The sequence below is a fragment of the Nocardia altamirensis NBRC 108246 genome (assembly GCF_001612685.1).
In the GTDB taxonomy this organism is placed as follows: domain Bacteria; phylum Actinomycetota; class Actinomycetes; order Mycobacteriales; family Mycobacteriaceae; genus Nocardia; species Nocardia altamirensis.
Genome location: NZ_BDAY01000011.1, coordinates 1 through 13,265, shown reverse-complemented (window position 1 = coordinate 13,265; position 13,265 = coordinate 1). Strand labels below are relative to the sequence as shown.

At 66.8% G+C, this 13,265-nt stretch carries 12 protein-coding genes; 8 read left to right on the top strand and 4 right to left on the bottom strand.

Annotation, left to right across the window (positions count from 1 at the left end):
• Positions 1-35 precede the first annotated feature (35 nt).
• Positions 36-665 (bottom strand): histidine phosphatase family protein, encoded by a 630-nt coding sequence (locus NA11_RS07370; protein WP_069161191.1) that lies wholly within the window; start codon positions 663-665, stop codon positions 36-38.
• 231 nt (positions 666-896) lie between these two features.
• Here NA11_RS07370 and NA11_RS07365 point away from each other — a divergent pair, with 231 nt between their 5' ends.
• The 4 genes from NA11_RS07365 to NA11_RS07350 all read left to right on the top strand — a co-directional run bounded on the left by NA11_RS07365 (position 897) and on the right by NA11_RS07350 (position 6,892).
• On the top strand, positions 897-3,146 hold the full coding sequence (locus tag NA11_RS07365) for a serine/threonine-protein kinase (protein ID WP_069161027.1): 2,250 nt from the start codon (positions 897-899) through the stop codon (positions 3,144-3,146).
• A gap of 381 nt (positions 3,147-3,527) precedes the next feature.
• Complete coding sequence (locus NA11_RS07360) at positions 3,528-4,244, top strand: metal-dependent hydrolase (RefSeq protein ID WP_069161026.1); 717 nt, start codon at positions 3,528-3,530, stop codon at positions 4,242-4,244.
• Between the two features lie 295 nt (positions 4,245-4,539).
• Positions 4,540-5,538: an SMP-30/gluconolactonase/LRE family protein gene (locus NA11_RS07355; RefSeq protein WP_245745759.1), complete on the top strand. Its 999-nt coding sequence runs from the start codon at positions 4,540-4,542 to the stop codon at positions 5,536-5,538.
• 106 nt (positions 5,539-5,644) lie between these two features.
• Positions 5,645-6,892, top strand: coding sequence for a lipase family alpha/beta hydrolase (locus tag NA11_RS07350; RefSeq protein WP_069161024.1), 1,248 nt, complete (start codon positions 5,645-5,647; stop codon positions 6,890-6,892).
• Positions 6,893-6,990: 98 nt separating this feature from the next.
• On the opposite strand, the gene NA11_RS45520 is transcribed toward NA11_RS07350, so the two are convergent.
• Positions 6,991-8,082 (bottom strand): hypothetical protein, encoded by a 1,092-nt coding sequence (locus NA11_RS45520; protein WP_167837590.1) that lies wholly within the window; start codon positions 8,080-8,082, stop codon positions 6,991-6,993.
• A gap of 154 nt (positions 8,083-8,236) precedes the next feature.
• Here NA11_RS45520 and NA11_RS07340 point away from each other — a divergent pair, with 154 nt between their 5' ends.
• Positions 8,237-9,046: a HugZ family pyridoxamine 5'-phosphate oxidase gene (locus NA11_RS07340; RefSeq protein ID WP_174567665.1), complete on the top strand. Its 810-nt coding sequence runs from the start codon at positions 8,237-8,239 to the stop codon at positions 9,044-9,046.
• 3 nt (positions 9,047-9,049) lie between these two features.
• Here the strand turns inward: NA11_RS07340 and gloA2 are convergent, their stop codons facing one another.
• The gene (gene gloA2, locus NA11_RS07335) at positions 9,050-9,436 is read right to left on the bottom strand and encodes an SMU1112c/YaeR family gloxylase I-like metalloprotein (protein ID WP_069161022.1); all 387 of its coding nucleotides are present in this window, start codon (positions 9,434-9,436) and stop codon (positions 9,050-9,052) included.
• Positions 9,437-9,664: 228 nt separating this feature from the next.
• Positions 9,665-10,279, bottom strand: coding sequence for a TetR/AcrR family transcriptional regulator (locus tag NA11_RS07330; protein WP_069161021.1), 615 nt, complete (start codon positions 10,277-10,279; stop codon positions 9,665-9,667).
• Between the two features lie 88 nt (positions 10,280-10,367).
• Here NA11_RS07330 and NA11_RS07325 point away from each other — a divergent pair, with 88 nt between their 5' ends.
• From NA11_RS07325 to NA11_RS07315, 3 genes are read left to right on the top strand one after another with little or no spacing between them, the layout of a single operon-like run.
• Entirely contained in the window at positions 10,368-10,871 is a 504-nt protein-coding gene (locus NA11_RS07325; protein WP_069161020.1) for a VOC family protein, read from the top strand.
• A complete protein-coding gene (locus tag NA11_RS07320) occupies positions 10,862-12,313 on the top strand; it encodes an FAD-binding protein (RefSeq protein WP_069161019.1) in 1,452 nt (483 codons plus the stop codon). The genes NA11_RS07325 and NA11_RS07320 overlap by 10 nt, the downstream gene beginning before the upstream one ends.
• Before the next feature lies 1 nt (position 12,314).
• Positions 12,315-13,184, top strand: a complete 870-nt coding sequence (locus NA11_RS07315) for a TIGR03619 family F420-dependent LLM class oxidoreductase (protein ID WP_069161018.1) — start codon at positions 12,315-12,317, stop codon at positions 13,182-13,184.
• Positions 13,185-13,265: the final 81 nt, after the last annotated feature.

The window sequence follows — 13,265 nt, the reverse complement described above, 5'->3', positions numbered from 1 at the left end:
CGGCATTGCCTCGATGCGCAACACTTAGTTGCGTATTACTTCCGCAGATGCACGTCGTCGGCCAGACTCACCACGGCACGGTTGCGCCAGTAGTCGTCCCACCGAAGATGCGTGATCGCACCCGGACTGGTCGTGAACGCCACGAACCCCGACGCCTCCACCGGAATCCGCAGCCACGCGGTGACCACGAACGTCAGCGCGTAACCATGGGTGACGACCACATGATCGTGCTCGATATCGGCCATCAGCTCACCGACACACGCACCCACCCGGCTCGCCACCTCCCGCCGGGTCTCCGCACCAGGAATCGGGCCACGATGGTCCAGCCGATCGTCATCGGGAGCCGGCACCTGCCGCTCCGCAAGCCAGGCATTCGGACGCCCCTCGGCCACACCGAAGCTGATCTCACGCAACCGAACATCCTCCGCCACAGGCACATCCAGCGTCGCAGCGATGATCTGCGCGGTCTCGGCGCAGCGCTTCAGATCGGACGTGGTGATCCGCAGCGACCGCCGCGCACCGGACCGTCGCCGCGCCAACTCCTCGGCCACCGAACCCGCGTCCCGCCGCCCGCGCTCGGTCAGCGTCGAGTCGTACCACCCACCGACAAGATCACGCTCGGAGTGCTCCGCATGCGGATGACTCACCACGTACAGATCCTGCATGGACACTCCTCGAGCACGGGACCAGATCGACGATCAAGACTACTGACCCACCCCTGCCGCGCCACCAGAAAAGTAGGGGCACGCACCGACCACCAACCCACCGACCGGCCATTACACAGACATCGCCGCCCGGCGAAACCCTCGGTCGCGGGAAAATACCGTTTCACCAGGGTGTTGATCGTTTATCCTCGGTTGGGGGTTCGGGATGAAATTTTTGATCGGGTGGGCCACATGGAGATGCACATCGGTGCTGATCGGGTGGCGGCGACGCAAAACGCGTTGACGCGGCTGGTCGCGGGGTTCGACAACGCCTGGGAGGACGAGGACGAACCCCCTGATCTGGCGGCACACCTGCCTGCCGAAACCAGGCTGCGCCGCACCGCGCTGATCGAATTGATCAAGGTCGACCTGCAGCACCGCTGGCGCGAAGCCACCAAAGGCAAGCGCCTCGCCGACTACCGAGCACAGTTCCCGGAACTCGACATCGCCCCGCTCCCACCGGATTTGATCTACGAAGAGATCACCGCGCGCAGCCGCAGCGGCGACCTCGAGCTCGACCTCACCGAGTACGAACACGACTTCGCCACCCAGATGGCGCAGATCGCCGACCAACTCGGCACCGGCGACCACACCGCCGAGAACTTCCGCACCACCGTGCTCGCCGACGCCACCGCAAGCAACGCACTCGACACCATCGCCCCCGGCGCCACCGTCGACGACTTCGATCTGCTGATCCTGCTCGGCCAAGGCGCGTTCGCGCGAGTCTTCCTCGCCAGACAGCGCTCCATGCAACGACTTGTGGCGGTGAAGGTTTCGCGAGACCGCGGCAGTGAACCACAGACACTGGCACAACTCGATCACGAACACGTCGTGCGCGTCTTCGACCAGCGCCAGATCGAAGCACAGCACCTGAAACTGATGTACATGCAGTACGTGCCCGGCGGCACACTGCTCGGTGTGCTGCGCAAGGTCCGCAGCACACCCATCGCACAGCGCACCGGCCAACTGCTGCTCGACGCCGTCGACGCCGCCGTCAGCTCCGGCGGAGTACTGACGCCGCAGCCCTCCAGCACCCGAGCCGACATCGCCAAGCTCAGCTGGTCCGAAACCGTCGCCTGGCTCGGCAGCCGACTCGCCACCGCACTGGACTACGCCAACCGCGCCGGCGTGCTGCACCGCGATATCAAACCCGCCAACGTGCTGCTCACCGTCGACGGCCAACCCAAGCTCGCCGACTTCAATATCAGCTTCAGCGCCCACATTCCGGGGGCGAGCCCCGTCGCCTACTTCGGCGGCTCACTCGCCTACATGTCACCCGAACAGCTCGAAGCCTGCCATCCGACGATCCCGACAACGGCCGCCGACCTCGACACCCGCAGCGACCTGTACGCGCTCGCCGTCGTGCTGTGGGAGCTGCTCACCGGCAGGCTGCCGTTCGTCGACGAGCTCGGCATCGGCGAATCCGACACCTCGCTCACCAGAATGATCGAACTGCGCCGGCAGCCGCTCGACGCGCGCCTGGAGGCCACCGTCCCGGCGGACTGCCCGCAGATCCTCCGGCACGCGCTGCTGACCTGCCTCTCCCCCAACCGAGACGACCGCTACGCTTCCGGCGCCGACCTCGCGCAGCACCTCGAACTCACCCTCGATCGCACCGCACGCGACCTCGTCGACCCGCCATCACGCAGCGTCCGCGGCAGGCTGCGGATGCGGCCTATGCCGGTGGTGACCCTCTCCAGCGCGATCGGGCAGCTGCTCGGCGGGCTGTACCTCTCGGCGCACAACACCAGGCTGCTGGACCTCGAACTCAGCGTCGACGGGCGACTGCAACTACAACGGCTCGCGCTGCTCGTCGCCGCCATCGGCTATCCCGTCGGGATCGGGTTGCTGCTGTACTGGTGCAGGCTGGTGTTCTTGGTGCCCAACGGCTTACGCCGCGGGCAGCACTACGACGAGCAGACCCTCGCCAAGGCGCGGGCCGACACCCTCGCGGTCAGCGACCGGATCGCCATCGTGGCGTTCTCCGGCTGGGCGGTCGCGCTGGTGGTGTTCCTGATCAAGTTGCACGAGATCGCCGACCTGTCGGGGACGTTGCTCATCAACCTGATTGCCTCGCATCTGGTGGCGGCCGCGGTGGCAGTGGTCTACACCTACTTCCCGGTGACGTTCTTCGTCCTGCGTTGGTACTACCCAGGATTGGTCGCCGCAGGGCACAGTTCCCCCGGCGAAGCGGTACAGCTGCATCGGCTGGCCCGGCGTAGCCGGGTGTATCTCGGTATCGCCGCGTCGGTACCGCTGTTCGGTGTCGCGGCAGGGGTGGCGTTCCTCAACCCGATTCAGCAGCAGACGGTGATCGCTTCGATCGTGGCGCTCTGTGTCGGTGGGCTGTTCGCCTTCGTCGGCGCGTTGCGGGTGTTCTACACCCTCGAATCGGACCTGCACGCGTTGGACCGCATCGTCAATCCTCAGACCCGTCGCTGAACTGCACGGCCTCTGGGCTCCTTGCGGTCTTTTGTAGAGGTTGAAGATGTCGCGAGCAGCCGCAATAGAGTTCATATGCATATATACGCACGTTTACGTAACCAGATGTATTTTCTCTACTGATTAACCGCGACCAACGCACGAGCCACACTTGTCCCGAGCCTCGCACTCGAGGAAACTCTCGTCCGATCACGAGATGCCCACTCACACTTCCCCTTCCGCGCGCATGCCCTGTGGCGGCCGCTCCCCTCCCCTAGCGCTTCAAGCGACTCCGCCTTGCGCACAGCCCATCCCACCAGCCCGTATCCTGATCCCCCTACCCCGCAACAGCACTGAACCAGCATTCGCTGAACAATGCTGAGCTGAACTAACGTTCACTCGGTGCTAGGACATTCACATGCGACCAGCGGCGCTTTCGCCTGGTCGGGGGCGGCAGCGGCGCTGCCCGTAGCGATCTTGACCTACCCGGCAATCCAAGGCGCGACAGGACATCTCGGCCCCGTCGACCTCCTGCTCGGGACATTCCTCACGGCGGGCGCCGCGCTCCTCCCGGACGCCGACCACCCGAACGGAACGATCGCGCATGTGCTCGGACCCATCTCGTACTACCTCTGCAAACTGATCTCCTGGATCTCCGGCGGACACCGGCACGCCACCCACTCCTTCGCCTTCGTCGCCGCGGTCACCTACGGAACGTGGGCGGGCGAGCACTGGATCGGCCGCTGGTTCACCCTCGGGCTCGTCTTCTTCCTGCTGGCCTTGGCCGTACGCGCACTGCACCTCTGCCCGCCCGGCGACGGATTCGAGGCGTGGGGCACCGTGGTGGTGCTCGCGGTCGCAGGCACCTTCGCGATGGACCACTGGATCGCCGACAAACCCGCCTGGCTGCCCTTCTCCGTCGGCCTCGGCGCACTGACCCACCTGCTCGGCGACTGCCTCACCGACCGCGGCTGCCGGCTGTTCTGGCCGTTCAAACTTCGCACCAGCCTGCCGATCATCGACCGCACCGGGAACAAACTCGAAACCTGGGTCCTGTCACCGCTGTTCGTCCTCGGCACCCTCGCCGTGCTCTGGTACACAATCACCCACCAGCCGTAGGCCCCCGCGTTGACGGGAGTCCAATGGCGGACGCCGGAGTGCGCATCGCAACCATTGAACTCCCGTCAACGCGGCGACCATCATCGCGGAGGTCCGCTCACGTCCAGTCGACCTTGGCCCCTCCCCTCGTCCTTGCAGGCTTTAGTCGTGACCAGTGAGTTGTCGTGAGATTGGATAGATAGAGCCAACATGCGTAGATGCGCATATCTACGTAAAACAATGTTGTTTCTGTTGACCTTCGACCTGACGGCCCCAGGATCCCTCGGACTCACCAAGCCCGCAGTTACGCTGAGGCGTGCCCGCTACATCGATGAATCCGCAACGCTGGACACCGCCCTCCGCTCCCCCGCGTGCGCGCCAAAGCCGTAGCACGCCACCACTTCCGGAGGTCACCCGGCTCGCACTCCCCGGCCCCGGTCCCGAGGGCGTCGTGCTCGGCCCCGACGGTCGGCTGGTCACCGGAATCGCCGACGGATCCATCCTCAGCATCGACCCGGCCAGTGGTGACGTCCGTGAGCTCGTCAATACCGGCGGTCGTCCCCTCGGCCTGCATGCCGACCCGGACGGCACGATTCTGATCTGCGACTTCGAGCGCGGCCTGCTCGAATTGCGGCCGGACGGCGAGTTGACGGTTCTCGTCGACGAAGTCGACGGCGTTCCACTCCCCTTCGCCAGCAATGTCGTTCGGGACAGCGACGGCACCATCTACTTCTCGTCGTCCTCGGCCCGATACTCGCTCGAGGATTACATGGGCGACCTGCTCGAACATTCGAAGACGGGCAGGCTGTTCCGTCGTGACCCCGCCGGCAAGGTCGAAACCTTGATCGATGACCTGGTTTTCGCCAACGGCGTGGTCCTCGCCCCTGATCGCTCGTGTGTGGTCGTCGCCGAGACCGGCGGCTATCGACTGTCCCGGTATTGGCTCACCGGTCCGCGGGCTGGCACCAGAGACTTCCTGGTGGAGAACTTGCCCGGCTTTCCCGACAACCTGGGTCTGGGCAGCGACGGGCTGATCTGGATCACCTTGCCGTCCGCCCGGAATCCGTTGCTGGACCGGCTGCTTCCGCTGCCGGGGATGCTGCGGCAGCTCGTGTGGCTGCTGCCGAAGTGGGTACAGCCGAAGCCTGCTCGGACCATCTGGGTGCTCGCGGTCGACTTCGACGGCAATGTCGTGCACGACTTGCAGCGAAAGGGCACCAATTTCCAGATGGTGACGGGTGTCGTCGAGCACGAGGGTGTGTTGTATCTGGGCAGTCTCACCGAGTCGGCCGTTGGGGTCAGCCGGGTGCCATGAACTGGACCTGCCGTCGGGTCTTTGACGCTGCGATAGCAGGCGTCGAAGGGCGGCAAGGCGATCCGCAGGCACGCGGGATTCAGTGAACGCTTGTACACTCAAACGTATGGCTGAGCAGACACACCAGCGTAAGGCCGAGGTCCGGGCCCTCGCCCGGCTCGCAGGCGATGAGCTCGGCGGCGCGGTCGACGGTATCGCCGCTGTGCATCGGGCGATCGCAGGGCGAGTGTTCGCGGCGGTGCGGTTGGGGGTCGGTCCGGCCGCGATCCCGGTGCAAGCGGTGCACGACGTGATCACCGACGGGGTGTATCGGATCGTCAGCGGGACGGCGATCGTGGCGGGACAGGTCGCCGAACGCGCCGTGGATCTCCCTGGCATCGAGGTACCGTCGCGGACCGTGTACGGCGCGGGCTTCCTCGGCGCGCTGCAAGGGCTCATCGGGGACAGCCTCGAGGATTCGCGGCCGATCCTGGCCGGGCCGATGACGGTGCGGGTCGACGGTGCGCCGGTCGCGCCCGAGCAGATCGGCGCCGTTGTCGGGCGGCCGAGTCGGCGAGTGGTGGTGTTTCTGCACGGGCTGGTGGAGACCGAGCATGCGTGGCGGTTGGGTGGCCGGGCTAGTTACACCGAGCGGATCGAGCAGGACCTCGGGTACAGCACTCTGCAGATCCGGTACAACAGCGGCCTGCACATCTCCGAGAACGCTCGTCAGTTGAGCGAGTTGCTTGCGCGGCTGGTCGAGCATTGGCCGGTCGAGATCGAGGAATTGTCGTTGGTCGGTCATTCGATGGGTGGGTTGATCGCGCGCGGTGCGTGTTTCGACGCGAACGAGGCGAAGCTGCCGTGGGTGCGGCGGGTGCGGCATCTGGTGTGCCTCGGGTCCCCGCATCTGGGTGCGCCGCTCGAGCAGCTCGTGCATTTTGCGTCGGCGGCGTTGGTGCGGGTGCCCGAGACGAAGCCGCTGGGTCGGCTGTTGCGCAGGCGCAGCGCGGGGATCCGCGATTTGCGCCATGGTTCGCTGGTCGACGAGGACTGGCGCGGCGCTGACACGGACTCCTTGCGCCGCAGAGCGATTCGCGAGGTGCCGTTGCTGGACGGCGCCGATCACTACTTCGTGACCGCCTGCATCACCCGCAGTCCGCGCCATCCGCTTGGCCGCATCATCGGCGACGGTCTCGTGCTGACGCCGAGCGCGTCTGGTCGAAACCGGGCCCGCCGCATCGGTTTCGACGACGCCAACGGCCTGCACATCCCTGCCGCCAACCATTTCACGCTGCTCAACCATGAGGCCGTGTACGAGGGCCTGCGCCGGTGGTTGAGCACCGACCCGGAAACCGCCGCCGCAGCCCGATAATTCGCCACACGAGCGCCCGTCGCATTCCAGCGATGAACCGACGGGCAGCCGCGTGCACCGACCACCCGCCGCGAGTGCCGGTCTCCGGCCGGGCGTGGTTACAGGAGGTGTTCGGGGTCGGAGTCGGCTTCGAGGCGGACGTCGGCGGTGAACAGGGCTTCCACGTCGGGGTCGTCGGTGTGGGCTGCGTAGAGCAGCAGACAGCCGCGGATGCCGTCGAGGAGGTCTTCCAGGAGGTCGAGGGCGGGACGGGACGGGTCGAGGCGGCTGATCCGGAAGCCGGCCAGCATGGCGGCGCGGGTGTCGGCGTCGACCTCGAATTTGCGTGCCTGCTCTTCGATTTCGGCGACGCGGGCGACCAGGCCCCACGGTGCTGGCACGCGGCCTTCGTGCACGGCCATCGCCTCGGCGATGAGGTCGACGACGACTTCGGTGGGGCTTTCGCCTTCGTCGAGTCGTTCGAGCACCAGGGTGGGGGTCTCCACTTGCAGTGCTTCGATGTCGTCGGCTTCGACGACCACGTCGGTCGCGGGCACGCCAGCCATTTCCCCGGCGACCTCGGCGGCGGCGAGCAGCCAGTGTGCGGCCGCGACGGCGGCGGAGGCGGGGTCGAGTTCGGTGAACAGTTCGATGGAGCCGAGTGGGTCGGCACGTAAGAGGTCGTCGGCGGCTTGCACCTGGGCGGGCGAGACGTCGGGGCGGGACAGTTCGACGGCTTGGCGGGCGCGCCCGGACAGGTCGCCGCGTTCGGCGGATTCGATGGCGGCCTGTTCGGCGCCCACCTCGGCGACGATGGTGTCGCGCAGGGTGGGGTCGTCGATGTCGTGCAGGGTGCGGCCGAGGCGGTGCGCGGATTCGACGACGCCGCTGTAGGAGACGACGAGTCCTTCGTCGGTGGGTAGGTTGGGGGTGCGGAGGCCTGCTTCGACCTCCTTGAAGTTCCTGCGTTCCTCGGCGCGGCGCCAGGCTTCGCTGTTGGGGATGTCGGGGTCGCCTGCCGCGCTGGCCGGGTGGGTGTAGGTGCGCCACTGGAACCGCGACAGCGTGGTCAGGTTCGACGCCAGATTTGTTGCTTGATCGTGGGTTACGACCGGGGGCAGCGCAGCAACCGTCTGCGCGAGGTCACCGCGTCCGGTCGCCCAGGTGGCGATCAGTACGGTCCGGTCGGCGTCGAATGCGTATCGGGTCACCCGGCAAGTCTGGTCTATTCCGGCGCGATCCGCGCGCTCAATCCCATCCATTGATCGCGGCGCGCACGGCGATTCGAGGTGGCACGCTGGATAAAGTCCACTGGCAGGCATACCCGTTGGCGGCATGTCGGGCGGGCAGGAGAGGATGGACGGCATGAGCCTCGACCACGGTGATCCCGGTGATGCGCCCTCGATTCCGCAGCCGACCGCGCCGGTAGCGAATGCCGCCCGCCCTTCGGCGGCCGAGGAGGCGAGAACGGTTGCCGCGGCGACGAACACCGCGACGCTGGCGAGTTTGAGTGAGGACGGCACTCCGTGGGCGTCGTTCATCACGTATGGGCTGCTGGACGGGCAGCCGGTGTTGTGTGTGTCGCGGATGGCCGAGCACGGCCGTAACCTTGCGGGCGATCCGCGGGCCAGTATCGCGATCGTGGCGCCGGATATGCCTGCGGATCCGTTGGCGGGGACGCGGATCACGTTGGCGGGTGTGGTCGAGCAGCCGGTGGGCGCGGAGGCCGAGGCGGCGCGTGCGGCGCATCTTGCCGCGGTGCCTGCGGCGAAGTACTACATCGACTACAGCGATTTTTCGGTGTGGATTTTGCGGGTGCGGCGGGTCCGGTGGGTCGGCGGTTATGGCCGGATGGATTCCGCGACGGCCGAGCAGTACACGGCCTCGGTGCCTGACCCGGTTGTCCCGTTGGCGGCGGATGCGATCGAGCATCTCAACGACGATCACGCCCCGGCGTTGCTGGCGATGGCGCAGGCGCTCGGCGGCTATCCCGATGCGACCGAGGCGAGCTGTGAGCGGGCCGATCGTTACGGGTTGGATCTGCGGGTGGTGACGCCGCGTGGTGTTGCACGTACCCGCGTCGGTTATGCCGAGCCGATCGATGCCATCGATGAGTTGCGTGCGGCGACAGTCGAATTGGCGCGTCGGTCACGGGGGATGTTGCAGAGCTCGTAGCGCTCAGACTTCGTAGAGTTCCAGTGGCAGGTTGTCGGGGTCGAAGAAGAAGGCCATGCGCTTGCCGGTGATCTCGTCGACGCGGAGTTCCTCGGTGCGCACGCCTTTGGCGGACAGTTCTTCGAGGGTGGCGGCGACGTCGCGGGTTGCGAAGGCCAGGTGGCGCAGGCCTGCGGCTTCGGGCCAGCTGGCGCGGTCCGGTGGTTCGGGGAAGGAGAACAGTTCGATGCGGCTGCCGCCGGGGATCGCGAGGTCGAGTTTGTAGGAGCGGCGGTCGGCCCGGTAGTGCTCGGCGATGACCGCGAGGCCGAGTGTTTCGGCGTAGAACCGCTTGGACCGCACATAGTCGGACGCGATGATCGCCACGTGATGAATGCCTAGTAGTTCCACGCAGCGACCGTATCTCAGCGCAGACGCGGCTTCGGACGACCCACCGCTGCGGCTAGGAATCGGGTTCCGCTAAAGCGCAGATCAGCTCTCCTGTGAATCCGCACGCGTTCCAGCAGCCACGCCTGGTTGGTCGACGCGCGTAGTTCTCTCGCGATGATCGAGAGGGTAATGGTGCAGGCAGCTACTCGGGCGATGCCGACACCAGTACCCTCTCGATCCTGACAGGGTTCAGGGGTGGGTGGGGACGTGCAGCATGGCGACGATCATGGCCACGATTTCGGTGGCGTCGTCGGGATGGGGTGTGCGGGTGCCGGATTCGAGGGTGCGTTCGTAGTCGGCGATGAGGGCGAACATGACGGTGGTCATGGTTTCGAGGCGTTGGCGGCGTCGGCGCGCGGGCACGTGGGTGAGGGCGGCGGCCAGGCGGGTGGCGATGATGCGGACGGCGGCGCGGTCGGCGCCTGCGAGGCGGCTCGCGTCGGTGACCACGGGGTGGGCGCGCACGACGTCTAGGAAGCGGCCGTAGTGGGTGACGTCGGGTTGGGTGATCAGCTCGAGGATCGGGGTGACCAGCATGGTGACGAGGGTGGGCAGGTCGTTGGCGGTGCCGTCGGCCTCGTGCCGGGCGAGCAGGTGCATGCGCTGGTTCTCGAGGGTGTTCATGCGGCGTTCCACGATGGCTTCGATCAGGCCGGTGCGTGAGTCGAAGTAGTAGTGCACCGCGGAGTTGTTGCGGTGGCCTGCCGCGGCGGCGATGTCACGGAGCGGGACGTCGACGCCGCGTTCGGCGATGAGCCGCTCCCCCGCGTCGAGCAGGATTCCGCGCGAGTCGGCGATGAGCATGGGTGCACTGTACTAAAGCCGATCCTTGACTGCATTAAACACACGTGTTTAGTTGAGGTGTGCGAAGTGAGCGAGTCCGGAGCGCGCGATGATCGCGGACGGCCCGATCTTTCAGCTCTGCTGGGTGGTCGAGGACATGGCTGCCGCACAACAGCGGTTCACCGAGCACTACGGGGTTGCCCGGTGGTTCACCGTTCCTGACGTCCGGTTCGGCCCGGAGTTCTGCGAATTTCGTGGTGCGCCTGCCGATTACACGATTACTGTCGCCCTGGGGTACGCGGGCGGACAGCAGCTGGAGCTGATCGAGCCGCGCGGCGGGGCAAGTCTCTATGCCGAGCAGCTCGAGCGGATCGGACCTGGCCTGCATCACGCGGCCTGGGTACCCGAGGACTATGACGGAGCGCTCGACGCAGCGCAGGCGGCGGGTATCGAGGTAGTGGCACAGGGCAGGTTCGAGGGCATCGGGATGGAGTTCGCCTATCTTGCGGGCGGTCCGATCGGGTCCCACATCGAGCTGATGCGCCTGTCCGACGACATGAAAGCGATGTTCGACGCCATGATCCCGGAAGGCTTTTCGAATCCATGGCAGTAGGAACCGCACTCCCCGAACTGATCTCGCCCCCGCCGGACTGGGCCGATGCCGCCGATGTTGTTGTCGTCGGTTTCGGCATCGCCGGTGCGTGCGCGGCGATCGGTGCGGCCGAGGCGGGGGCGCGGGTGTTGATCCTGGAGCGCACCGGCGCGGCGGGCGGGGCGTCGGCGCTGGCGGCGGGGCATTTCTATCTCGGCGGCGGCACACCGGTTCAGCAGGCCACCGGGCACGACGACTCCGTCGCCGCGATGCGCGACTATCTGACGGCGGTGACACCGGACCCCGATCACGCGAAGCTCGGCGCCTACTGTGCGGGCAGTGTCGCGCATTTCGAGTGGCTGGAGGCGCAGGGGCTGAGCTTCGAGCGCTCGTTCTATCCCGGCAAGGCGGTGGTGCAGCCGGGCACCGAGGGGCTGATGTGGACCGGCAACGAGAAGGTCGCGCCCTTTCGGGAATCGGCGGAGCCCGCGCCGCGCGGGCACAAGGTGAACGCGCCCGCCGAACGCGGTGGCGCCGAGATCATGCGGGTGCTTGCCGCGCGGGTGCGTGCGCTCGGCATCCGGGTGCGGTTCGAGACGCGGGTCGAGCATCTGGTGGTCGATCGGGGGCGCGTGGTCGGCGTGACATGGCCGGGCGGTGCCGCGGCGGGTGCGGTGGTGCTTGCCGCGGGCGGGTTCGTGATGAACCCGGAGATGCTGACCGCCTATGCGGCGCGGATGTCGCGGCACTTCCTGCCGTTGGGGGTGCCGACCGATGACGGCCTCGGGGTCCGGCTCGGGCAGTCGGCGGGCGCGGCGACCGCGCACATGGACGGGGTGTTCCTGACCGCGTCGTTCTATCCGCCTGCCGAACTGCTGTACGGGATCATCGTGAACAAGGCGGGGCGCCGGTTCGTCGCCGAGGATTCCTATCACGGGCTCACCGCGGGTGAGGTTGTCGCGCAGCCGGATTCGACGGCCTATCTGATCGTGGACAGCAAGCACATGGTGTGGCCCGAGCTGCCGATGGTGCGGTTCATCGACGGCTGGGAGACGGTCGCGCTGATGGAAGCGGCGCTCGGCATCGCGGTCGGTGCGCTGCAGGAGACGGTCGCGAACTACAACGTCGCGGCCGCCGACGAACACGATCCCGAGTTCGACAAGCATCCGGACTGGATTCGGCCGTTGACCGAAGGACCTTGGGGCGCTTTCGATTTGACGCCTGGTACGGCGACCTATGTCGGGTTCACCCTCGGTGGCCTCCGGACCACCGTCGACGGCGCGGTGCAACGCGGCGACGACTCGATCATTCCGGGCCTGTACGCGGCCGGAGCCTGCGCGTCGAATATCGCGCAGGACTGCGGCGGCTATTCCAGTGGTACCTGTCTCGGCGAGGGCTCGTTCTTCGGGCGCCGCGCCGGGGCCGACGCGGCGCGGCACTCGCAGCGCCAGGAAGGCGACTGATATGCGCTTCACCTATGCCGAGACGATGACGGACCCGGCCTACTACCTGCCGTTGGCCAGGGCCGCGGAGGAGGCGGGGTACGCGTCGATGGCGGTCGCCGACAGCGTCGCCTACCCGAGGGACTCCGACGCCAAGTACCCCTACACGCCCGACGGGAGCCGGGAGTTCCTGGAGGACAAGCCGTTCATCGAGGCGTTCGTGCTCAGCGCGGCGATGGCGGCGGCCACCACCACGTTGCGGTTCACGCCGTTCGTGTTGAAGTTGCCGATTCGCCCGCCGGTGCTGGTCGCCAAGCAGGCCGCGTCGGTGGCGGCGTTGAGCGGCAACCGGTTCGGGCTCGGTGTCGGGATCAGCCCGTGGCCCGATGATTTCGAGATCATGGGGGTGCCGTTCGACAAGCGCGGTGCGCGGATGGACGAGTGCATCGACATCGTGCGCGGGCTGACCGCGGGCGGGTACTTCGAATTCCACGGCGAGTTCTACGACATTCCGCCCATCAAGATCAGTCCGGTGCCGACCGAGCCGGTGCCGATTCTCATCGGCGGGCACAGCAAGCCCGCGCTGCGGCGGGCCGCCCAGCGCGGCGACGGCTGGATGCACGCGGGCGGCGACGGTGCCGAACTCGACCGGCTGCTTGTCGAATTGGACGCGTTGCGTGCCGAATACGGGACGCGCAAGGACTTCGAGGTGCACGTCATCTCGCTCGACGGATTCACCGTCGACGGGATCAAACGACTGGAAGACAAGGGCGTCACCGATGTGATCGTCGGCTTCCGCCTGCCCTACACCCTCGAACAAGACACCGAACCGTTGCAGACCAAGATCGACAACCTCTCCCGCTTCGCCGAAAAGGTCATCGCGCGAACCTGAAACCGCCGGTGCTGATGCTCCCCGAACCGCACCGATGCGGCCGCGTCCACACACTGTTCATACGGTTCACAGAGCTCAGAG